14 protein-coding genes are annotated in these 22,794 nt (G+C 50.6%); 6 read left to right on the top strand and 8 right to left on the bottom strand.

Annotated features, from left to right (window positions below):
* Positions 1-9: 9 nt before the first annotated feature.
* The 5 genes from ACWHYD_RS07715 to ACWHYD_RS07735 form a co-directional block, all read right to left on the bottom strand.
* Entirely contained in the window at positions 10-1,263 is a 1,254-nt protein-coding gene (locus ACWHYD_RS07715; protein WP_447965325.1) for an acetate/propionate family kinase, read from the bottom strand.
* A 13-nt stretch (positions 1,264-1,276) separates the two neighbouring features.
* Entirely contained in the window at positions 1,277-3,664 is a 2,388-nt protein-coding gene (locus ACWHYD_RS07720; RefSeq protein ID WP_447965326.1) for a glycoside hydrolase family 65 protein, read from the bottom strand.
* 117 nt (positions 3,665-3,781) lie between these two features.
* Entirely contained in the window at positions 3,782-4,540 is a 759-nt protein-coding gene (locus tag ACWHYD_RS07725) for an HAD family hydrolase (RefSeq protein ID WP_447965327.1), read from the bottom strand.
* Between the two features lie 135 nt (positions 4,541-4,675).
* The gene (locus ACWHYD_RS07730; RefSeq protein ID WP_447965328.1) at positions 4,676-5,743 is read right to left on the bottom strand and encodes a class I fructose-bisphosphate aldolase; all 1,068 of its coding nucleotides are present in this window, start codon (positions 5,741-5,743) and stop codon (positions 4,676-4,678) included.
* A gap of 86 nt (positions 5,744-5,829) precedes the next feature.
* The gene (locus tag ACWHYD_RS07735; protein ID WP_447965329.1) at positions 5,830-6,276 is read right to left on the bottom strand and encodes a hypothetical protein; all 447 of its coding nucleotides are present in this window, start codon (positions 6,274-6,276) and stop codon (positions 5,830-5,832) included.
* A gap of 375 nt (positions 6,277-6,651) precedes the next feature.
* Here ACWHYD_RS07735 and ACWHYD_RS07740 point away from each other — a divergent pair, with 375 nt between their 5' ends.
* From ACWHYD_RS07740 to ACWHYD_RS07750, 3 genes are all read left to right on the top strand, one after another.
* The gene (locus tag ACWHYD_RS07740; RefSeq protein WP_447965330.1) at positions 6,652-7,242 is read left to right on the top strand and encodes a histidine phosphatase family protein; all 591 of its coding nucleotides are present in this window, start codon (positions 6,652-6,654) and stop codon (positions 7,240-7,242) included.
* A 694-nt stretch (positions 7,243-7,936) separates the two neighbouring features.
* Positions 7,937-8,284, top strand: a complete 348-nt coding sequence (locus ACWHYD_RS07745; protein ID WP_447965331.1) for a hypothetical protein — start codon at positions 7,937-7,939, stop codon at positions 8,282-8,284.
* A gap of 90 nt (positions 8,285-8,374) precedes the next feature.
* Entirely contained in the window at positions 8,375-12,424 is a 4,050-nt protein-coding gene (locus tag ACWHYD_RS07750) for an AsmA family protein (RefSeq protein WP_447965332.1), read from the top strand.
* A gap of 580 nt (positions 12,425-13,004) precedes the next feature.
* Here ACWHYD_RS07750 and ACWHYD_RS07755 read toward each other — a convergent pair.
* Both ACWHYD_RS07755 and ACWHYD_RS07760 read right to left on the bottom strand, forming a co-directional pair.
* A complete protein-coding gene (locus ACWHYD_RS07755; RefSeq protein WP_447965333.1) occupies positions 13,005-14,762 on the bottom strand; it encodes a mechanosensitive ion channel family protein in 1,758 nt (585 codons plus the stop codon).
* Positions 14,763-15,572: 810 nt separating this feature from the next.
* On the bottom strand, positions 15,573-17,858 hold the full coding sequence (locus ACWHYD_RS07760; protein ID WP_447965334.1) for an MlaA family lipoprotein: 2,286 nt from the start codon (positions 17,856-17,858) through the stop codon (positions 15,573-15,575).
* Between the two features lie 368 nt (positions 17,859-18,226).
* Here ACWHYD_RS07760 and ACWHYD_RS07765 point away from each other — a divergent pair, with 368 nt between their 5' ends.
* The 3 genes from ACWHYD_RS07765 to ACWHYD_RS07775 are packed head-to-tail and all read left to right on the top strand — an operon-like array spanning position 18,227 to position 20,762.
* Positions 18,227-20,017 (top strand): DUF1538 domain-containing protein, encoded by a 1,791-nt coding sequence (locus tag ACWHYD_RS07765; protein WP_447965335.1) that lies wholly within the window; start codon positions 18,227-18,229, stop codon positions 20,015-20,017.
* Positions 20,014-20,400 (top strand): P-II family nitrogen regulator, encoded by a 387-nt coding sequence (locus tag ACWHYD_RS07770; protein ID WP_447965336.1) that lies wholly within the window; start codon positions 20,014-20,016, stop codon positions 20,398-20,400. The genes ACWHYD_RS07765 and ACWHYD_RS07770 overlap by 4 nt, the downstream gene beginning before the upstream one ends.
* Entirely contained in the window at positions 20,397-20,762 is a 366-nt protein-coding gene (locus ACWHYD_RS07775) for a hypothetical protein (protein ID WP_447965337.1), read from the top strand. The genes ACWHYD_RS07770 and ACWHYD_RS07775 overlap by 4 nt, the downstream gene beginning before the upstream one ends.
* Before the next feature lie 335 nt (positions 20,763-21,097).
* On the opposite strand, the gene ACWHYD_RS07780 is transcribed toward ACWHYD_RS07775, so the two are convergent.
* The gene (locus tag ACWHYD_RS07780; protein ID WP_447965338.1) at positions 21,098-22,786 is read right to left on the bottom strand and encodes an ABC1 kinase family protein; all 1,689 of its coding nucleotides are present in this window, start codon (positions 22,784-22,786) and stop codon (positions 21,098-21,100) included.
* Positions 22,787-22,794: the final 8 nt, after the last annotated feature.

Raw genomic sequence — 22,794 nt, forward strand, 5'->3', positions numbered from 1 at the left:
TATCCGGATTTACGGTGTTCCTGTGAGACAATGCACCGTCTCCCGTGCAATCCAGGTTTCCTCATCCGCAGCTCCGACATAGACCTCGACGGGTTGCCCCTCCGGACTGATCCTGGCCACATCTCCCTGTTGAAGTCCGATGGCTGCGCGATTGAGGAGAGGATCCAACCGTAATCCACACCATTCCATTCCTTCACAAATTCTGCGCCGGATATCGGGAGCCGCCTCCCCGATTCCGCCACCGAATACGATGGCGTCCGCGCCGCCCAGAACCGCAAGATAGGCACCGATATATTTTTTGACACGGTAGCAAAACACCTCGATGGCCATTTGGGAAGGTTCATGCCGATCACGTTCCGCTGCTTGCAGTAATTCTTTCATATCGTTGGTTCTTCCGGAAAGTCCCAAGAGCCCCGATTGTTCGTTCAACCACCGATCCACTTCCGAGGCATCGACATTTTCTTTTTGACAGAGATAGTTCACAACGGAAGGATCAAGATCACCGCACCGGGTACCCATGACCAGCCCTTCCAGCGGGGTGAATCCCATGGAGGTCTCTACAGATTTCCCGTCTTTAACCGCAGTGATGGAACATCCATTCCCGAGTTGCACTGTGATTAGTCGGGATCCTTCAGAACGCCTTCCTGTGTTCTCAAAATAACTTCCAACCAGGGAGGCATGTGCGATGCCGTGGAATCCATAGCGACGGATGTGATGGCGATTGGCAAGCTCATGGGGCAGGGCGTACACTTTGGCATGAGAGGGCATCGTGTGGTGAAAGGCCGTGTCGAACACTGCTACCATCGGTACGGTGGCGCCAAGGGCAGCTCTCGCTCCCCGAATCCCGTCCAGACAGGCCGGGTTGTGTAAGGGAGCTAATTCTCCAAGCGCATCAACCTCATCCATCACGTCGGGGTTAATCACGACCGGTTGTGAAAATCGTTCCCCTCCATGGACCACCCGGTGTCCGACAGCTTGCACTCCTGCGAGGCAATCGGACTTCGCTCCTCCGCAGTTTAGTTGTTGGAGCTGCTCAAACAGCCAGCGGACAGCTTGATGGTGATCGGTGATTACCCGAGTGGTCTTCATGCCTGGTTTTTTTTCGACCTCATATTCAAGACTTGCTGTGTCTCCGATGTCTTTCACGGCTCCTTTTATCACTGTCCGATCAGGTCGGTCATCGCGACTTGATGCTTCCCGCCTACAATCGAACAAACGAAACTTCAGGGATGAACTCCCGCTGTTTAAGACCAGAACTCGCATGGGTCCTTTCGGGTCAACGTGACTGCCAGGTCACGATCGGTCGAATGGCAACGGGAGTCTCGGGAGAAAGGTTGATCTCTTCCTCCTCATGCCGGATCATGAAACCCTTGCCCTCGCGCAACGAATATTTCGCGCCTTCGGGCCCCATATCGATATCAAGGATTTGGCCGCGGTACGTCAACGGAAAGCGGATCCTTGCCGGCTGGGCAGGGAGGCGTCGGGGCCTGAACGTCAGGATACCGTCGAAGTCCCGCATCCCCGCCATGCCATAGACTAGGACCATCCAGGTGCCGCCCATGGAGGCGATGTGACATCCGTCTTTCACATTTCCTCCGATATCCGCCAGGTCCATGAGCAAGGCTGCCCGTGCATATTCGGTTGCCAAATCCGGGTATCCGATTTCGGAGGCCACTATACTCTGAATGCAGGATGAGAGAGAGGAGTCCCCTGTCGTCAGGGGGTCATAATAATCAAAGTTGCGCTTCTTTTGCTCGAGGGAGAACGACTCTCCGAACAGAAACATGGCTAAAATAATGTCGGCCTGTTTAATAACCTGATACCGATAGATGACCAAGGGGTGATAAAACAAAAGAAGAGGGTAATTTTCCGGTGGGATATTCTTCAGATCCCACCGCTCTTTTTGTAAAAAGGCATCATCCTGCGGGTGAATTTCCCGCTCTTCATTGTAGGGGATGTGCATGTTTTCCCCAGCCCTCCGCCAATCCTTGACTTCCTCCATTTCTATCCCTGTTTTACTGGTCAGGGCGGCGAACGCATCGGGGTTCTTTTCTCTCAGAGACTCGATCGTGGACGCGGCATACAGAAGATTTTCCCGCGCCATGAGATTCGTGTAGGTATTATTGTTGACGACGGTATTATATTCATCAGGGCCGGTCACCCCATGAATGCAAAACTTTCCCTTCTTGTCGTCGGAGAAAAATCCGAGGTCGCTCCATAGGCGGGCCGTTTCGATTAACATTTCCGCCCCATAGTCATTCAGAAATTCCTCGTCACCGGTTGCCTGGACGTATTTTTTTAGGGCATACATGATGTCCGCATTGATGTGGTATTGAGCAGTCCCTGCGGCATAATAGGCCGAGGCTTCTTCTCCATTGATGGTTCTCCAGGGAAACATGGCGCCTTTCTGACTCAGTTCCCGTGCCCATTTTCTGGCCTTGTCCAGCATGCGATAACGAAACATCAGAAGATTTTTGGCGACGCGTGGGGAAGTGTAGATCAGGAAGGGCAGCAGATAGATTTCCGTATCCCAAAAATATTGACCTTCATAGGCCTGGCCCGTCAAACCCTTGGCGGGTACACCGGTGGTATCTGCTCTGCCCGACGCCTGAAGGACATGAAACAGATTGAATCGTATGGCTTGCTGAATTTCTATATTGGAACGCTTGGTCCGGGTTGGATCCAGATTGCTGACCTGGATATCGCTCCTTGACCAAAAATCAGACATGAATTGTTCCTGGTCGTCGAGGATGAGAGCGAATCCCTGTCCGAGGGCTCTATCCAAAGTCCGTTCGGCTCTGGCACAAAGTCCTTCGGGAGATGCGGTGTGCGTCGTGTGATAGGTCATGTACTTGAACAGGCGGACGGGGATGCCCGGCTTGGCATCGATCGAGAAAACGATGGCCCCGAAGTCCTCGTAACACTTGTCCTGAATGGTGTACGCACAGTCGGTCGCCAGATCGTGATCCATCCCGCATGCCAGTGTCATGTTGCTGTTCTCGGTTCCGTGACACAGAACAATGCGTTGATCTTTGGCAATCTGCTTTCTGGGATGCAAAGTCCGGTCGAGAAAACCCTTCGCCTGTCGAGGGTCACTGTTTCTCTTCTGATGGTCATGAAGATAGAGCATTTCAGAGGACAGCACGATCGGCGCCTCTGCATTCAACACCGTCACTTCATAGGAGATGGCCCCCAGGTGGCGGTGGGAGAATGACACCAGGCGTCTGGATTTGATGCGCACCTGTTTCCCGGACGGGGTCTCCCACACAATCTCCCGGTCCAGTGTGGCGGATTTCATGTTCAGGCGGCGGTCATAGTTCAGCAGATTTGCGTTGGGTAAATACAGAGGCTCGTCGTCAACATACAGTTTGATTTTGTTGCTGTTTGTCACATTGACGATGGTCTGACCGGTTCGGGCAAAGCCATATGCCTCTTCGCCGTATACGATCGGCCATGATTCGTAGAAACCATTGACAAAGGTCCCGTTCTGAACGGCGGGCACTCCCTCTTCACCGCATCCTCGCATGCCAAAATATCCGTTTCCTATCGCAAAAATTGATTCGGTCATTTCCAGGAACGGGGGATGGAATTGTTTTTCAATCAGATTCCATTCGTCGGGAGGATAAATATGAGGGGGAGGCTTCACACGTTCATGGTGTATCATGAGTTTTCACCCTTCCAATGAAGAGGCCATAAGTGAAGACCCCGGCAAGCCAGCGGAAAAGGCGATATGTCGAGCTGATCGCCCGTCCAAAAAAGAGAAGGAATTCTTTCGGGACGTTTAGACAAGCAATTCTCCAAGATCGTTGACTACCATATCGGCGCCATGTTTTCTGAGTTCTTCGGAATCTTGTTTTCGTGCCACTCCGATTACCAACCCGAATCCTCCGGCCCGGCCCGCTTGAACCCCGGAAATTGCATCTTCCACCACCACCGCGCGTTTCGGATCCACTCCTAATTTTTTTGCGGCGGCCAGGAAAGCATCCGGAGCCGGCTTTCCCGAGAGATTCTCCTGGTGGATGACGTTTCCATCGACTTTCACCTTAAAGAGATCTCCAATTCCGGCAGCGTTGAGTACAATATCGCAATTTTGGCTTGAGGTCACGACGGCGACTTCGATTCCATCTTTGCGGATTCGTCGAACCAATGCGATACTTCCTTCGTAGGCCTCAACACCGTTCGTCTCGATGACCGCGTTGATCATTTCGTTCTTGTGGTTTCCAAGGCCGCATACGGTCTCTGTTTGTGGTGGATCGGCCGGAGTCCCTTCAGGGAGTTCAATTCCCCTTGACTGGAGGAAATCCCGAACACCATCAAATCGCGGTTTTCCATCGACATAGAGACGATAATCCGTGGCGATCTCAAACGGTTGAAACGGTCCACCAGTCCGGGATGCCCGATTCTGCAGGTATTCGTCGAACATTTTTTTCCAACAGATCGCGTGAACTTTTGCGGTCGCAGTAAGGACTCCATCAAGGTCAAACAGCACGGCATCGAATTTGTCCGGGGTTATCGGGTAAAGCGACTTTGCTCCGCTCATGTTTGGTCTTCCCTCTCTCTGAAGGAAATGAATGGAGCCTCTAAATCGCACTCACAATCGCTTTGTCTAAAAGTGGGCATCGAATACGTGCCTCCATCCATCTCACGGGTTAAAAGTGATTCGCCCAAACACGGCTTAGTCATCATGCCAGTCGGCCCGGTGTGCCGGCATCCTTTTTCGGGAAGCATTTCCTTCCATCTCTTCTGTGTATTTCCCGAGGCTGGCAGCTCCGTTACATTTGGCTCTCTGATAAAGCGCCTGTTGGCCGGCCTTGATATTGTTATTGTCCCCATGCCAGGCCTCCAGGGCAGCGTCCTGCAGAGCCCGGCCATACGAAAAGCTGATTTTCCAGGGCTTCGGTGAAGGAAGGATATTTATGGCATTCAAATGTGCTGTGGCCAGGCGGTCATGTTGGCCGCCTGATAGAAAGACAATTCCCGGAACAGCCGCCGGCACATGACGGCAAAGGCATTGCAGTGTAGCCTGAGCAACCTTTTGTACCGAAGCCTGCTTGGTGCATTCCTTGCCTGAAACGACCATATTGGGCTTGAGAAGCATCCCCTCCAGCGAAACCCCCTGGGCATAAAGGGCGTTGAAAACTGTATGGAGCACATGCCCCGTAATCTCTCCACAGCGTTCGATGGAATGGGGCCCATCCATCAGCACCTCGGGCTCGACTATGGGAACGAGCCCTTGCTCCTGACAGAGGGCCGCATAGCGCCCGAGTGCGTGAGCATTGACCGCCAGGCAGGTTTGACTTGGATGCCTGTCTGAAATCTGAATAACCGCCCGCCATTTGGCGAATCGGGCACCCATGTTGTAGTAGGCGGTCAATCTGTCTCGAAGTCCGTCCAATCCCTCAGTTATTTTTTCGCCTGGAGATCCTGCCAGGTCTTTAGCCCCTGTATCCACTTTAATCCCTGGAATGATACCCAGTCTGGTGCAGACCTCCGGCAGGGGAACTCCCCGGGCGTTTGTTTGTCGAATGGTTTCGTCATACATAATTACGCCGCTGATAAACTCCGAAACTCCCGGACTTGTGAAAAGCATTTCCCGGTAGGCACAGCGACTGTTTTCGGTTGAGTTAATTTTCAGGGACTCAAATCGTTTCGTGATTGTCCCAACCGTTTCATCGGCCGCAAGAATACCTTTCCCTTCTGCTATCAGGGCTTTCGCCGTTGCTTGGAGACTGTCGTGGTTCATGGAGTTATCCCCCTACAGTTCGCGACCCGCAAAACTAAAAATGGGTCATGACGGGAACAGGTTGTTCAGATAACGATAATTTTTAGTCAATAAGAAGGAAAAACCGGTTTGAGCACCGCGCCCGAATATCGGGTAAGCTGCCCCGGCAAACCGTACGGTATCGATCCCCTGGATTTAACGGTCTTATCATTCTCATATCGATCGGATTGGTTCTCAGTTGGGTGAATCGGTATGTGAGGATGATTCGAAAACGTTTCGGGCCATTCTGTAAAGCGCAATTGCAGTTCGGCGGATTGGCGGAGGGCGATGACCCCTACTTTTGGGTTCAACGTGTCAAGAGGAATCTTGGATGAAGGGCGTACGGTAAAATTCTTGTCTTTGGTATTTTCCAACGGAATGGGCAGGTGAACGGGATTGAAGGCTTCTGCTGGTAGGTCAAAACACACTTGCTCCGTTTCCAAAAATTTGAAAAATGAACGCTCGACCTGTACCTCAATAAAAGTAAATTTTGACTCAATAAGCGGGGCGAGCATTTCTACCAGTTTGTACCAAAGGTTTTTTGAAACGTGTATTTAACTAGCATATAATTGAAATTGACATCAAGTATCACATCTGGATCGTGGGATCATCAGTATAATTCAGGCATAAGCCGGATCCAAAACATTCTATGGTGTTGCTAGCTTAACCCAAATAATGACTCAAAAAACATATGGGGGCAGTGAATTTACAAATGCGTAACACATACTTCATATATGAATATGTGAGGGACGGACCATGGTCTTTTCCTTCATTCGGGAGGGATGTTTTTTGCCTGAATCATGGCTTTGCAGGGAGTCGAACGTTGACAGTAGGGGTGAACGAATGGTTACAGTTTCCTCTTCCCTTGTGAATTTCATTTTGGATTGCTGATGGCCGAAAATTTTCAAAAAGTTTACGTCATTCGTCATGGAGAGACGGAATGGAGTTTGAGCGGACAACATACCGGGACCACGGATTTGCCTCTCACCGAAAACGGCCGGAATCTGGCACGACTTCTCCAGCCTCTTTTTTCGAATTACTCCTTTGACCTGGTGCTTACCAGTCCTCTGCAGCGAGCCCATGAAACGTGTGTATTGGCAGGATTGGGCGAGAAGGCCGAGGTGGACACCAATCTTGTGGAGTGGAATTATGGAGAGTATGAAGGGGTCACTTCCAAGGAGATTCAAGAAAAGAGACCCGGTTGGCTGATATTTACCGATGGCTGTCCTGGTGGAGAAACACCTGAAGAGGTCGGGGTCCGTGCGGATCGCGCCATTGCCAGGGCTAGAACCGCAAAGGGTGATGTCGCACTTTTTGCCCATGGTCATATTCTCCGAGTACTGGTTGCCCGATGGCTCGGTCTTCAGGTATCTGCCGGGCGCCATTTTCTTCTTGATACCGGCACATTGAATGTTCTGAGTTATTACCGGGGAATTCCCGCCGTGAAGATCTGGAACGCTCCATTAATTCACGTATCGTGATCGTTCTGTCCCCATCTCCCTTCTCTCTGAAATGTCCTCAAAAATCGCCAAGTGAAATTAGAGTCCCTTGACCTGCATGGGCTGTTCATCTGAATTTGACCCCACCTGAAAACCTTAGATCCATTTTTGAGATTCAGGGCTTGGCATTCCTCGAATGGTTGGATTAGCTTCCGGGTAGGCCCCTTATATTGAATTCTCTTACTGCAAAAAATTATTTTTTGATTTCATGGATCTGTTTTTCGGATATTTTGCTTGCTGACATGTCGCCGGTTTATTGGTTTCTGTCCTGAATTGGAGTCAGTCGTCAAGGCGAATGATGATGTGAGGTTAGCAGAAGATCATCATGGTCTTGGAGGATCTCTTTCATGAAAGGCGATTGCCCCGTTGTTATGCCGTGGGGATTCAGTTGGTTACTTAAGCCTGAGTTTGAGTGGGAAAAGGAGCACGAAAGGAGAGAAGTCGGGGTGTCAGGCAGGATGCGGAAATAGCTTGGGTGAACCGTTGTATGGTGTGTGTTCCGGTCATTGGCGCGAGTCTGTTGTGAGTGTTGTTGGCGGGTAATGGCAGCACCTTTGCCTTGCAAAGACCCATTGAAAATCTGATTTCCGGCATCACGTTGGACGCCTCTCAACGGGTGGCGGCCGGGGATTTTTGTTGATTCGGGGATAAAATCGGAACCGTTGATGAGATCGGCTTGCAGGCAGCCAAGGTTCGGACACTTGTCCATACCATTATCAGCGTAGCGCATGTAGAATTCGCTCCTCTGCAACTGGAGGATTTCTCCAAGCGGAAAAGAGTCTGGTACGATCCCCAAATCCAGTGGCGGTATGAAACGACGCCCGTCCAGGTTCGGTGTATTCTTGTTGAATTATGGAAGCTTCTGTATGCGCATCCCAAAGTCCTTCCCGACCCCGCCAGGATTCGTTTTATGGGGTTTGGTCCTCCCTCTTTCAACTGCCCGGTCCTGAATTTGGAAAAAGTCCTTGAGGGGGTGCCTATAGAACGATGCCGCAGGTATCTGGGGTATGGGTCTAAAACGTGAAGGTCGATCGGAAACCGGATTCTCTTGTGACAAGCTGTCACCTGGCTTTTGTGGATTCAAGCATGTATTAATTGAAGTCTAGGAATTCTTATGCATCGACTTTCATCCAAAATTGTGATCGGGCTTCTTCTCGGCATAGGAATCTGTGCCGCCCTGGCGTATGTGTTATTCCCCTTTATCAAAACGGACGTGTATCGGGAAACACTTGAACGGGGGTTTTCGGCGACCCTGGGAAGAAAGGTCTCCCTGGAAGGACCGATCTCCCTGACTTTTTCCTTGCAACCACGGTTAATTCTGGAAAACGTTTTGGTTGCCAATCCTCCCTGGGCATCTCAACCGCATTTTTTCCGAGCCAACCGTCTTGAGATCGAGTTGTCCTTGGTGCTGCTTCTTCAACGCCGTTTGGAAGCGGAAAAGATTGGTCTTGAGGGAGCGGAACTGTTTTTAGAAGAAGGGTCTGAAGGTCTCGACAACTGGACATTTGGTGACGGCGCTGCGCCCGGCATATGGTCACGAGCCGTGCCGTCGGTCTTCATGACTATTTCCAATAGAGGGGAGATCTCGATCGAAGGTTCCCGAATTCGGTATCGGCCATACCTTGGTGAAGAAACGACCGAAGTGTTCATTCAACAAGGGGTGGTGGTTGCTCCCGATGATCAGCTCAGAGCATTCTCCTTTGAAGGCGCCTATCGGGATGTTCCCGTTAAGATTGAACTTAACGGCGGACGGATTATGGACTTATTTAACCTGGATCAAGCTCCCTGGCCTGTCGAGGGCATTCTGTCTGTAAAGGAGGCATCCGCCTCCTTCAAAGGAATGGTAGGGGGAACGGACATCAATAAGACATTTGACCTTTCGGTCCAGGTTCATGGGAGCCGACTGAGTGCCCTCAACGACCTTTTGGAGACCGACCTTCCCGATTCGGCTCCCTTTATTATTGCGGCCGACTATCTTCAAGGGAACGATGGCATAACCTTGAAAAATGTCCGTGGGACGCTGGGTACTTCCGATCTCGCGGGTCAATTGATTATACCAAATGGGGAGGGGCGTCAGGCAATCCAGGGTAAATTGTCCTCAAAAATTTTCCAGATCCAGGATTTTCTTTTTTCTCCAAAAAGCACTCAGCAAGACATGGAGGCCGGGCAGGGAGCATCTCCCACGAAGCCATCACCAGACACCCCGGCTTCGCTGCCCGTTGATGTGGATCTGGATGTGACAATCGAAAAATGCTTATTCGGAGAGATAGAGTTGGGTTCCGTCTCTTTGACCGCGTCTGGTCGTGAGGGTCATGTTGACCTTAGTCCGGTTCGGGTTAAGGCTTTCGAGGGAACTGCGGCGGCGCGTGTAAAAGTTGAACTCAACACCCCTCAGCCGCAATCGGTGTTTGAAGCCAAAGGGACCTCTTTGAACTATGGGCAGGTGTCTCAGGCACTAGGAGTGACCGAGAACATTGCCGGATCTACCGACTTTGAGGTGACGGCGAGCGGGAGCGGTGCCACCCTGGAGGAGTTTCTTAAGACGGTGACCATGAACCTTCAATTGGCTCACACCACGTTCGGGCTCTCCACTCCCATACCCGAGGATCCGCTGCCCGTTGCCTTGCGTCAGGCTTCTCTTCAGATTTCTAACGGGGGACCGGTCAAAATTGTCGCCCAAGGTGCCTATCAAGAACGGGCCTTTGGTGTCAGACTCATGACCGCTCCTCCAATTGGTCTGATCAAGACTGGAACTTCCTGGCCGTTGTCGCTCAAGGCATTGTCCGGTGGGGCACTTCTGGAAGTCAAAGGCACTCTGGATATCGGCAAGCAGGATATACCGGGGACCATGAGTGTTTCGCTCAAAGGAAGCCGGTTGAGTGAGTTTGATCCTGATCTTCCTCCCGTGGGTCCCTATGTTCTCATGGCTCATGTGAGTAAGAAGGGTGACCGGTTTCAGGTCAGTGATCTCCGAAGTCGATTTGGAAGCAGCGATCTGTCCGGAAGACTGGAGCTGGATCTCCAGAAGGCCAGGCCTCATCTCACTGGGATGTTGACATCAAAACAGATTAAGGTGACGGAGTTTTCACGACCTGGCGATAAAAGTGAAAGTGCCATTCCATCTGAAGTGATGCAGGGGTTCGATGTTGACGTGAATGTGGCGATTGATCATGTTCGAGGGGAGGGACTGGAATTAGCCGGTCTGGCTTTTATGGTCGGGCTTCAGGAGGGCCGGCTGAAAGTGGACTCCCTGCAGGGAACAGTACGGGATCAGCGATCAACCTATGGAAGTTTTCATGGCAGGTTTCAGATGGATACGACCGGGCCGATTCCTACTCTTTCCGGCAACGGATCCTTTGACGGTATCCGGTACGACCATTTCTTCCCGAATGTGCAGTTCGCGGACCTTACAAAAAATGATATGACCCTGGATGTCAACTTTTCAAGTTTAGGAAACACCATACACAGTTTGCTGAACCGATCCACCGTTCTGGTAGAAGGGGAAAACCTTTCGGTACGGTTTCATACGAAAGGTGATCATCCTGAACCGGTCCAGGTGAGTTCCAATCTGAAGGTTGAAAGCGTGGATGGCGGGCCTTTGCGACTGTATGCGGAGGGGGTATTTGAGAAAACCCCTTTTCGGCTTCGTTCGGCAACCGGTCCGATGAGCGACATTCTGAAATTCGGGGGATTGTGGCCGGTGAATGTTCGGATGGATGTGCCAAAGGCCATGGTTGAAATGAGCGGACATGTTCATTTCTCTCATCCTGGCGATGAATTCGACTTTCAGGTCCTCCTTAAAGGACAACACCTGAGTGATCTGAGCGTATTGACGATGTCCGACCTGCCTGTAGTCGGTCCGGTGGACATTAACCTGCATCTTTCCCGGACGCCGGTGGGATTTCATCTGACGAACATCGAAGGGGCTCTGGGGGAAAACTCCTGGGGAGGCAATCTGACGGTGCTGACAAAGGAGGAACGTACACGGGTGAGGGGGAAATTGATTGCAGAGAGTATTGATCTGGGTACTTTGCAAGAACCCCAGGGGGATGCATCACAACATAAAAACAAATCGAGGGTGGAAACTATTGCAGGTTCGGTGAAAGGCATCGGGTCTATGGCCTTCGATACGGTACGAGATACCATAGGACTCAGAAAAAAACCGAAAGTTTCCACAATTAAGGCGATTCCGGAATTTACGTTTCCGGTTGAAGTTCTCCGTTCCTTTGATCTCATACTTGATGGGGAAATCAAACAGATTCGAAAGGGAGAAGAGGACCTGGGACATGCCTCATTTCAGGTCACTCTTGAAGAGGGTGTCTTCACGATGCAACCCGTAACGGGAAATCTATGGGGAGGAGACTTTGATGGGAAATTGATCCTTGATGGCAAACAATACGTTCCGACTCTCGAGGTCAACCTGAATATTCATGGGCTGGATTATGGGCGCCTAGCTAAATCTTTCGGTGGTACCGACATGGTAAAGGGGCAATCCCAATCTATCATGCTCGACTTGAAGGGTCGAGGAGATACGATGTATGAAGTGTTGGAGCAGGCCAGTGGACAATTTACCCTGATTGATGGACCTCTTGAGCTGGCCACAAAATATATTGATCTCTGGGCTGCTGATTTGATTACGACGGCCTTAACCACCGCCTGGAAAAAGGAATCGGTATCTAACCTCAATTGTACGGTCGGATTTTTTGATATCGAAGAGGGAGTCATGAAAAGCGATAATATTCTCATTGACACCAGTCGACTGACGATAGCCGGCGTTGGACAATTGAATCTGGCCGACGAAACCATGGATCTAATTTTGACTCCCCGGCCCAAAGATCCAAGTTTATTCAGTCTGGCTCACATGGTTCGCATCACCGGTCCGCTTTCGGATCCGGACGTGTCAAGCGACAAGTTACGCATTGCCGAGAGCGGAGGGTGGGGGTTGTTGGGCCTGGTAAATCCTCTGGGATGGATCATTGCCATTCCACAAATTGCGGGAACGACCGTGGGCACGATGAATCAAAATCCTTGTGTTGAGGCCATGAAAAGTCGACAGCATACCGCTCAGGCCCTTGATGAAATCAAGGGCGGCCTGTGGGGAAGTATCAAACGGGCTTTTAGTAACTTCGGGGGATCTTCCAAGGTTCCTCCAGACAAACCATAGTAGATAAAGAAATCTATTCGTGAACAGGCTTGAGTGATATTATTCCTTTTGACTTCCTCCTTTGCCTCCCGTTGTCCCGGGAGGATGGGGAGAGAAGGAGATCCCAACCCGATTCCATAATCATTTCTTCTTTCTGCCAGACGAATCTAGTGCCTATGTAAGAGCTATAGCTTGCACGATCAGTCACATTAAATTTCTTTCAATCCTGGCAGGAATCTCGCCATGCTGATTTCATATAACCGGTTGCTAAGAAGACGGTGCTGGGCGTGTTTCAGTGGTAGACGATTTGCAAGTTCAAGGGGGCATGAGCGAACGACGGGTAGTTTTTTAATCAAGACGTTATCGCTCGATCCGGTATTTTACTCCATGCCCTCGGCCAGTGTTTGGTTCAGGCCGACAACAACAGAAGGCCCGGGGAATGAGAGCGAGTTCCGCCAAGTTCTGATTTGAATATCCCCACAACCGGTATGTGTGGGCGGTGGCTTCACACTCAGCAGTCAACTAAAGGGGTGACTGAATTCCTGGAGAAAATTGCGCGTGGAAAAAACTTCCATTCACTTCCCCATCCACAGGATTGAGGTCAAGTGTCACCGGTTTTAGGTTTGTCCGGAAGTTTGGCCGGCGGAGTAAACCACTGATCTTTGGGTACGATTTTGGGTTGTTCTGGATCCGCCATATAGGCCGGTGTCATGATCTGCACACCATGTTCGTTGAATACATCGAGAATATTCTGGCTAAGGCCGGTATAGAGGTCCATCATGTAGTATGGCCGGTCGCAGTAGACGTTGAGTTCATAGCTGACGCAGAAATCGCCCAGGGCAAGGTGCAGGACGAAAGGCCGGGGATCCTTCAACAAACCGGATGTCCGGTCCGCAGCCTCAATCAGCATTGCCTCGACCTGCCTCCACGGGGTCTCATAGCCGATTCCCACCGTGGTATGAAGAATAAGACCCTTCTCTCTGGCGGCGGCACTATAATTGGTCACGTTGTTGTTCAGAATTTCCGAATTGGGCACGATGATTTCCTCGTTTTTCAACGACCGAAGCCGAGTCGTCAGAATTCTTCTTTCCATCACATCGCCGAGAATTTCATTGACTTTGATACGGTCTCCTTCCTGGAACGCCCGCCGGTAAACCAGGGTATACCCGGCCAGGATATTGCCGATAATGGAGGAGGAGCCGAGCGACAAGAGTATGCCGAGGAAAATCGTAATACCTTTAAAGGCTTCGGAGGTGGATCCGGGTATGTAGGGGTATCCCACCACAATCCCAAAGGCGATCACCAGTGTCCGGAAAATCCGGTAGGTGGGCCAGGCCCATTCCCGGTCGAAACCCGGCCATGTCACCTTCCCGATGAACAGATTGGCAAAAATTAATTTCCCAAACTTAAGGAGGTAGCGGAGCAGGACGACCAGAATGACGAGAAAAACCAGGCTGGGGAACGAGGACAGGAGGCCCCTCACGATTACTCGAATAGGGTCGAGGATGATATTGAACAACTGCTTGCCTATATAGGCGGTCCAAGGGAATTGACGGAACACAAAATTGAGATAAGCATACAGCAGCAAAAGGAGCAGGAATGCCTTGATCCCGTGCATGCCACCACGTAGTCCGGCCCACAACTGATGGGCCTGAAGGACAATGACCTTTTGAAATTTTAAATCCTTGACCTGTTCTTTGTATCGCGGCTCCATGACGGCATCCAGCTTGTCAAAAATCCATCGGATTCCCCACCAGGCCAAGACAAGAATAGCCGTGGCGAGCAAGGAAAAAGCAATGTGAATCACAATGTTGATGGGTTTGCGTTTCTCCCGATGCGTTTCCACGGCATCCACGATCCGTTTTAGATGGATTCGAGCTAAGACTTCGCGCTCCACTCCCCCTTCCAGCCGGCCGTCGGCATTGGTCACCCCGGTTAATGGTTGATCGCCCGCGAAAATCATGGTGACCCCTTTTTCCTCAACCAGCCGCAGGGATTGAGTTGACCGGCTTAGATCGGAGCCAAACTCATCAATGCGCTCAAGGATTCTTCGGGCACGTTCCTCGGCGGGCAAAGCCGACACGCCGCGGACATGAAAGAGAGTTTCCCCGTCAAGTATGACGGGTGCGGTGGGGACCAGAATGGGTGGAACGACCGTGTCATCAATGGACTTTTCGTGCAGAGTTTCCTGGGAATTTTCTTGAAGGGCAGAAAGTGCTTGGGCCAAAGCCGGCGGAGGACTGACGTGTACGATCATGATCCAGAATGCAATAAGGCCTGGAACAATAAGAGCAATTCGCCTCAACTTCCGATAGGGTAAGAAAACCGATGAAGAGTTTTGGGAAAGGGAGGGGGTCATTGTTCGTCTTTCTTCAATCAAAGAATCTCAACCCCAAAAAGGCTCGCGCAATAAGAGAGAAGGGCTTGTTCCGGTGAGTCTCTCATGGAAGAATGTCTTCCTTGACCGACAGAATGCTCCCTTCAAAGAAATCACCTCAATCCGGTTTGAAGAACCGTCGGCTCCGTGGAGATTTATTTTCAAATTCGAATGTGCGTCCTGTTTGAAATAAAGGAGCGGATAGGATCATACTCGAAAGGGGAATCCGTTTGGTAGTAGCAAAAGCCAACCAGGGCGGTGTATCGGCAGATCCCAACAGGCGATTCACCCTCTTCCCCTTGTGTATTTGGAGAACGTAATTTCTTAGATTTCCCTCCACCCTTCAAATCCTACCCTTCGAGAGGGGGAGAATCATCACGAGATGAATATGATCATGGTGAAACTCGAGCACCTGAAATCCTGCTGGGGGGCGCAGCTGGGTGGAGGTTGAGAACCGGCCATTCAGGATCTAACCGTCGTCATCCCATGTGGTTCTGTTCCTCAAATATCGGAGATGGTGGTCATGGCACGGCGTCGTCCATTTCCTGAATTTTGTACTCCACAGGAACCGGGAGCTGGCATCATCGGACCAGATGGCGAGCAGGGGAATTTCTCCGGCGTCAGATGGCAGCTTGGTGGATTGAAGAAGTTTCACCGGTCATTCCATCTCCTATGCAGAGACGACCGAATGACCGGAAATAATAATTCATCTGGACCAGAGAACATATTTCACTTTTAATGTCGCGATGATCATCGCATGGGGGATACGCCGACAGGAAACTTCATGGCTATCTACTTTTCGATTTCTAATTGGCGTTTTTTGGTATAGAGAAACCGGACCAGATCATACTCGAATGGAGAGCCAGTCTGGTAGTAGCGAAAGCGCAGGTTGTGGCGTACATCCACGGCCCACACCAGCGTTGCCGCGGAGCTTCGATCAATGTGGTCGTCAAAATTTACGGGTGTATAGAGGTAAAAGTAGCGGGCCGCCGCATCGGCTAGCAAGCCGGTGGTATCACGAATGGAAGACGGTCCGAAAATGGGGAGGACCAGGTAGGGGCCGGGATTCAGGCCGTAATGTCCGAGCGTTTGCCCGAAATCTTCTGTCTGTTGGTGGATCCCTAGCGGAGTGGCATGATCAAAGAATCCCCCGAGGCCGAAGGTACTATTGATCAAAATCCGTGACAGAGTATTGAGCGTGACTTCTCCTTTGAGTTGAAGAATGGAATGCAACAGATTACGAAGGTCGGCGATGTTCGAGAAAAAATTCGAAAGACGATCTTCGAAAAAATCCGGCATGACGGCTTCATATCCCTCTACAACGGGGAGGAACACGTACTCATCGAATTTCGCATTAAATTTGTACATCGACCGGTTAAATCCTTCTATTGGATCATAGACATCAATGACATAGCGTTCGCCGGGTTGCACTACATCCTGGATCGGGCGCCGGGCTGGTTCAATGATCACCTGTTCCACAACAGGAGTGTTGTCGCGAGGTACGGGAAGAGTGGGGTCTGTCCGGGATGGTTCAGACGCCGCTGCCATTGCCGTTGTCCCTTCAAGAGAGTCCTGGGATTCTTGTATTCCTCGGCCCGAGCTCAGAGACTGTTGGTTGAGGTGGTTGCGAAGATCGGGATAGTTTTCCTTGTTGGTGCTGTGCGTGACATTGTGGACTGGAGCCCATTGCGTCAGCGGTTGCTCCTCCACGCGGAGACTTTCAGAGGAGGTGAATCCCGGAAACGGCTCCGGATTGTTCTTGAGGATATTGGGAGATACGGGATTGTTAAAGTATTCAACGATGTAGGCCAGGGTGGTGTGATGCGCAAGATTTCCGCAATGGCCTCCTCGTGGATAGATTTTAGCCCGGGAGCCAAACACCGACAATAGGAAATCCAGATCACCCTCACCCAGAATGAAATCATCCGCGTTATGTAGTAATCCGATCTTGGTGGAATGCTTCAGATAATCTTCCAGGCTGGCAAGACTCAGGTTTTCAATGAGGCTTTGTTCCGTAATATCAGGGTATTTAATTTTAAAAAACGGGTAGAACATTTCACGAAAATAATCCAGAAATGTCACGCGAGCAGACACTTTATAGTAGTCGGTCAAGGAATCGGTTGTAGAGAGAACCAGATTTTTCGGCTTGATATAACCGGAATTGGTCAACACGTCCGACGTAAAGATCATATTGGCTGAAGAAAGCCGGAATGAGGTTCCGATGAGCGCTGCCAGAACTTCATCGGCAGGTTCCCGATCCTGATAGGCGGTATACAGAAAGTCTCCTGAGAAATCGACGAAGTCACCCTTCCGATACACTTCCGAAAATGCATGAAACACCTTGTCGAAAAACTCCGGAAACGTATCAGCGACTCCGGGAATATTTTTCGCCAACATGTCATCCAGAATAGAAGTCGAAGTATACAAGCTGACCGGCGGGTTAATCATGAGGACTTTTTTGAAATGAAAATCTCCCTGTTCATCATCCAGCTTTGACACAAAGGCTGCCTGAGCCGCGCCCAGACTGTAACCGGTGAGATAAAAATCCGTGACTTCAATATCGCTTTGATGTTCCAGCCAGGCCAAACGCATGACACGATACAAGTCCTGTGAATCCTCCAGGAGATGTCCGGGAACTCCCGTGCTGGAAGCCGAGACGATGAAATTCGGATGGGTAGGGGAAGACAGAGACAGAACATGGAAACCGGCTTGATATAAGGCGTGTTGGAGAACCGTCATTTTTTCGGAATTATAGCCTGCCCCCGTCCCGGCGATGACAAAAATTAACGGGGCGGGACCTTCCTGGGTGACCAGGGAATAGCGCATTTTTTCGTCATACCAGAGAACGTGAGGAATCTTATGATCCAGGAATACCCTCAGCTCATAATCCTTCACGGGGATTTTCTTTGGAAGCACAGCCCTCAAGGCGATCGGCGTTTCCGTAACGGTTGCTGCGTAGGGATTCAGGTCCGGATAATCATACAGGACTTCCTGTGCCTGACTGACTCCCGACAAGGTCCAGGCTATTATGACCGTCAAAGAAAGCTGAATAATCTTTCGCATACCCATCAATTTCATTTTCACCTATCCTCTATAATTATTTATCGAAAACCCTGAAATGCCGAAAAGCCGCTAACTTTGCCAGATGATTCAAACCATTTCAATAGAAGGGGAATCATGTCGGGCAGGGGGCCGGTAAAAAATTTTCCCAACTCAATCTTCGTCGAACGTACAGCGATCCTGTTATCGCTTGGAGTATTTCATTGTTATCTGTTGCCTTGGTGTCTTAATCCCGGCATCGGTATTGTTGAAAACCCAGTTTCAGAGTAAGCACTGCATCTATCGTATCCAAAAAAGGAAAAGCCATTTTTGCTTTTCTTCTTTCCCGGAAAGATTTTGATAAGGTATACTCCTGCAACCCACTCTAGTCCATCACACAGCCAACCATGTCGGATTCTTATCGATTCGGAGACTACCAACGCGTACTGGGGCATGGATACGAGGTATTCAACTTTAATGCCTTGAGTCCAAGTGTGGAACGGGATTCGGAAGGGCATCCCATATCCTGCCAACCATCCCGGATATCCCTTACGACTGAGGAAACCTTCAAGCTCCTTCGCCCCTATGTTTCCGTTCGATTCATGGAACAGGTCAAATCGGTTATTCCCCTGGGGCTGTATTTAGCATTGTTCCAAATTTTGATTTTGCGCCAACTGGTGCAGAACAGCTGGGTGATCGTGAGTGGCCTGTTTGCGGTGATCGTTGGATTAATGTTTTTCATGGAGGGTCTCAAGCTCGGCCTCATGCCCTTTGGCACCATTATCGGTCAGCGTCTGCCCCAAAAATCACCTTTACCCTTGGTATTAGGCATTACCCTTCTTCTCGGAATCGGTGTCACTTTTGCCGAGCCTGCCATTGGTGCATTGAAAGTGGCCGGCCAGAATGTCGTGGTCGAGCATGCCCCCTATCTGTATGCTCTCCTGAATCACTGGTCCGAAGCTCTGGTGCTGGCGATTGGATTCAGTGTGGGCTTAGCGGCGGTTATTGGCACCATGCGGTTCTTGTATGGTTGGAGCCTCAAGCCGTTTATTTATGGGGCTCTGGCTCCTGTACTCGCCTTGACGCTCTATGGAGCTTCTGATCCGGATTTGACGAAGGTGCTGGGGTTGGCCTGGGATGCGGGTGCGGTGACAACGGGACCGGTCACCGTGCCGTTGGTCCTGGCATTGGGGATCGGCATTGCGGGGGCGGCCGGGAAAGGAGATTCAGGATTATCCGGTTTCGGAATTGTGACCCTGGCCTCTATTTTTCCAATTATTGCCGTACTGATGCTGGCATTCTACATTGCATCCACGGTGACACCAACCGAAATTATTGCCGCTGCCAAACAGGCTTCAGGAGCAGTTCAAGCCGTTCCGTCTTACTGGTATGAACGTAGTCCGGGTGTGGAAATTGTGATGGGTATACGTGCCATCCTCCCACTCGTCCTGTTTTTATTCGTGGTCCTCAGATTTATACTCAAAGAATCGCTCCCGAATAAGGGCGAAATTGTCTATGGAATTAGCCTGACGATCATCGGCATGTGTATCTTTAACCTGGGACTGACCTACGGACTTTCACATTTAGGAGGAAACGTGGGAGGTCTGGTTCCCGCTGCATTCATGTCCCTCTCGGAGGTGCCTGGCTCACCCATTTATGTCTATTCGGTAGGGTTGGTTCTTTCACTGGTCTTTGCCTGGGGTCTTGGCTTTGGGGCGACCGTAGCGGAGCCGGCCCTGAATGCACTGGGTGCTACGGCTGAAAGTTTGACCAATGGAGTCTTTAAGAAAAAAACGTTGATTGTGGCTGTTTCACTGGGCGTTGCGATCGGGATTGCCACGGGTTTAGTGAAACTGATTTTTGATGTGCCGTTAGTCTGGTTGGTTCTGGTCGGGTACCTCATGGCCTTTGTGCTCACCATTTTTTCCAGTGAAACCTTCGTCAATGTAGCCTGGGATAGTGCGGGTGTCACCACCGGACCTATTACCGTCCCGCTGGTCTTAGCCATGGGATTGGGGTTTGGGAACGCTACTCAGGCTGTGGAGGGCTTTGGCATTCTGGCCATGGCCTCCATCGGTCCCATTCTCACGGTGTTGATGACCGGTCTTTGGGCAGAATACAAAGTCAGGGCACAAGCTCGTGCGGTTAAAGAAACGAGGGGCGGCTCACAACTACAGGAGGTGCAATCCATCGTATGAGTATGAGTACGAACATGACGTATCTCACCGACGTCGCCATGATTACCTGTGTGGTGCAATCAGGTGATGCCGATGTGATTGTGAAAGCTGCCCGAGATGCCGGTGCAACGGGAGTATTGGTCCACCAGGGTAGGGGAATAGGGATTCGCGAACGTTTGGGAATCTTGGGAGTGGCTGTGGATGCCTCAAAGGATATCATCAGCGTCCTGGTCTCTTTCGAACAAACCGATCTTGTGGCCAGCCACATTTTTAAAGCCGGCCAGTTGGATACTCCAGCAAAAGGGTTCTTATACATCACACCCTTGGAAAAGGTTGCCATGTACATTCCAGAGGCTGTGAGAGAACTATTGCGGCAAAAAGGGTCAGCTTCGGAACGATCATGAGCGCCGGACAAGCCGCCGATCATTTAATGTTCCCTGAGCCCAGTCAGATCATTACATGTGTTCTGCCGGATGATGGCACGGACAGAGTATTACTTAGGAGATTGCGTGAGGAAAAGGGCATCATTCGTGCGGACAGCGTTTCCTGTCGAGGCATTGCTGCCCTTCGGGAAGCCTTCACGAAAAATGGCCGTTTGCCCGAATCAACTTTGGTGAGGATGGTAAATATCGTTGTGTCGGTGACAGAAGCGGAAGCGTTGTTCGAGTACATCTATGAAGCAGCCCATGTCGGCCATCCCGGGGGTGGGATGTTGATTTTGAGCAAGCCTGTCATGACCACTCCTTACTCTCTTCCCATAGATTGATGCCAAATACACAACAAACATCATCTACCCACCATGGAAAACAAAACCTGCCTCTTTTTCGCTTTTCGTAACTTCAGGAGAAGCCTTTTGATCTAGCCGGATCATGTGGGGAAGCACAGTATTTTTATTCCACATCCTTTCCTCGTGAGTGCAGTTGGCCTTGAAGTTTCGTGGGATGAGCCGTCGATGTGCATGAAAGTGGTTCGGAAACTGTGCTGCTGTTGTCTTATCATGCTCGTTAGTTGCCAGCGTCGCAGCCAGCCAACCTTTTTAAGTTTTCAACCCTATTTCATTAAAACAGCCCGGGGATATCCCTTAGCTTGCGGAGGGGAGCTTCACTCCTTGAGATTTTTTTTCCAGGTTTTGTCCCGCATCATGGCAAGGAGGATAAATGCTCCACCGATGATGGCTCCAACTCCAAAAATTTGGTAGATATTGACCCCCCCGATGACCGGGCCCTTGGAAAGAGCCATAACAATCGAGGTTCCGATGACCAGAGCTGAGGTTATCGCAGCCACGGCCAGTCGACTGACAGCTCGTATGAGCACGTGTTTGAGTTCATCAAGTTGAGTCAGTTCTATACCAAATTTTAGATTGCCGGTTTTGACGGTATAGATTCCCCGGCGGATTTCCTTGGGTATGTCAGCGAATAATTCTAAATATTGTATGAGAACTTTGAGCCCGCGTTTCCCGAGGGCTTTGGGAGACAACTGGTTGAGTACAGCCTCTTGAAGGGTGGGCTGTATCGCGGCCATCATGTCAAAGCCAGGATCAAGCTTTTTAAATGCCCCTTCCAGTGACACAAAAACCTTGAGCAGCATAGCCTGATCGGGAGGCATGGTAAGCTTGTTGTTCCGGATCAATGCTAACAAGTCTCCCACCATGACCGACAGATCCAAATGTTCCATGGATTTTCCGGAATACTTGCCCAGAAATTCATCAACAGGTACCAAGAGGTCGCCCGGGTCTTCTCCCTCCCGCTCAGACCATTGTAAAAGGATCGAGCAGAGGGCCTCGGCGTCATTTTGCAACAATGCCTGCAACAGTCTCATGATTTGTTGCCGTCTGATTTCAGAGACGCGTCCAATCATGCCAAAGTCAATGAAGGCAATACGTTCACCCGGCAAAATGAAAAAATTTCCTGGGTGCGGATCCGCATGGAATAATCCATCAACCATAATCATTTTGAGCACGGCATTGGCCCCCGTCCGGGCAAGGCGTTTGCGGTCCATCCCTGCTTGATCGATGGCCTGAATATTCACGCCGGGAATCCCCTCCACAAATTCCTGCACGCTAATGCGTTCCTTTGTCCATTCCCAGTAAATTTTGGGAATCACGACCTGGTCATTGTCCTCAAAGTTGGCCGAGACTTGCTCCGCATTCTGTCCTTCCGTCATGAAGTTCAGTTCATTCTGCAATGATTTCACGAATTGCTGAACAACTTTTTGAGGATGATAGGTGGCGAGTTCCGAAACGTTATTTTCTGCTAACGAGGCCACGTGGGTTAATAGACGCATATCGGCTTCGATCTTCTCCCGGATTCCAGGGCGTTGAATTTTGAGTACGACTTTCGTTCCGTCTTTCAACGTGGCCCGGTGAACCTGGGCCATGGAAGCGGCAGCCAGTGGTTTGGTGTCCACCTCTGCGAAGAGGTCTTCAAGTGGCGCTCCCAAATCTGCCTCGACCTGAGGGCGAAGCTCCTCGAAGTCCAGTTGTGGTGCCTGCGATTGAAGTTTTTCAAATTCACTGATCCACTCAGGTCCGAACAGGTCAGGGCGAGTGGCCAGGATTTGACCAAGTTTGACAAATGTTGGCCCGAGTACTTCAAAGAGTTTCCGTATACGCTGAGGACGTTCAAGGTGGGCAATGTCCTCTGCATATTGCCACCCCATAATCTTGCCTGTTTGTTCCGCTGCGGCTTCAAGCCCCATTTTTTTAAATATATCGCCGAATCCTGCGACACTGAATGCTCTGATGATTTCGTGCAACCGACCCAGGTCGGCCATTTTGGATTGGAGCCCCATCCTCAATT

It is taken from the genome of Nitrospira sp. Ecomares 2.1 (assembly GCF_965152585.1).

Coding starts and splice junctions, on each gene's coding strand:
- ACWHYD_RS07735 (WP_447965329.1), bottom strand. CDS start 6,276: ATGCTCGCCCCGCTTATTGAGTCAAAATTTACTTTTATTGAGGTACAG.
- ACWHYD_RS07750 (WP_447965332.1), top strand. CDS start 8,375: ATGCATCGACTTTCATCCAAAATTGTGATCGGGCTTCTTCTCGGCATA.
- ACWHYD_RS07725 (WP_447965327.1), bottom strand. CDS start 4,540: ATGAGCGGAGCAAAGTCGCTTTACCCGATAACCCCGGACAAATTCGAT.
- ACWHYD_RS07770 (WP_447965336.1), top strand. CDS start 20,014: ATGAGTATGAGTACGAACATGACGTATCTCACCGACGTCGCCATGATT.
- ACWHYD_RS07780 (WP_447965338.1), bottom strand. CDS start 22,786: ATGGGGCTCCAATCCAAAATGGCCGACCTGGGTCGGTTGCACGAAATC.
- ACWHYD_RS07720 (WP_447965326.1), bottom strand. CDS start 3,664: ATGATACACCATGAACGTGTGAAGCCTCCCCCTCATATTTATCCTCCC.
- ACWHYD_RS07775 (WP_447965337.1), top strand. CDS start 20,397: ATGAGCGCCGGACAAGCCGCCGATCATTTAATGTTCCCTGAGCCCAGT.
- ACWHYD_RS07760 (WP_447965334.1), bottom strand. CDS start 17,858: ATGAAATTGATGGGTATGCGAAAGATTATTCAGCTTTCTTTGACGGTC.
- ACWHYD_RS07755 (WP_447965333.1), bottom strand. CDS start 14,762: ATGACCCCCTCCCTTTCCCAAAACTCTTCATCGGTTTTCTTACCCTAT.
- ACWHYD_RS07730 (WP_447965328.1), bottom strand. CDS start 5,743: ATGAACCACGACAGTCTCCAAGCAACGGCGAAAGCCCTGATAGCAGAA.
- ACWHYD_RS07765 (WP_447965335.1), top strand. CDS start 18,227: ATGTCGGATTCTTATCGATTCGGAGACTACCAACGCGTACTGGGGCAT.
- ACWHYD_RS07740 (WP_447965330.1), top strand. CDS start 6,652: ATGGCCGAAAATTTTCAAAAAGTTTACGTCATTCGTCATGGAGAGACG.
- ACWHYD_RS07715 (WP_447965325.1), bottom strand. CDS start 1,263: ATGCGAGTTCTGGTCTTAAACAGCGGGAGTTCATCCCTGAAGTTTCGT.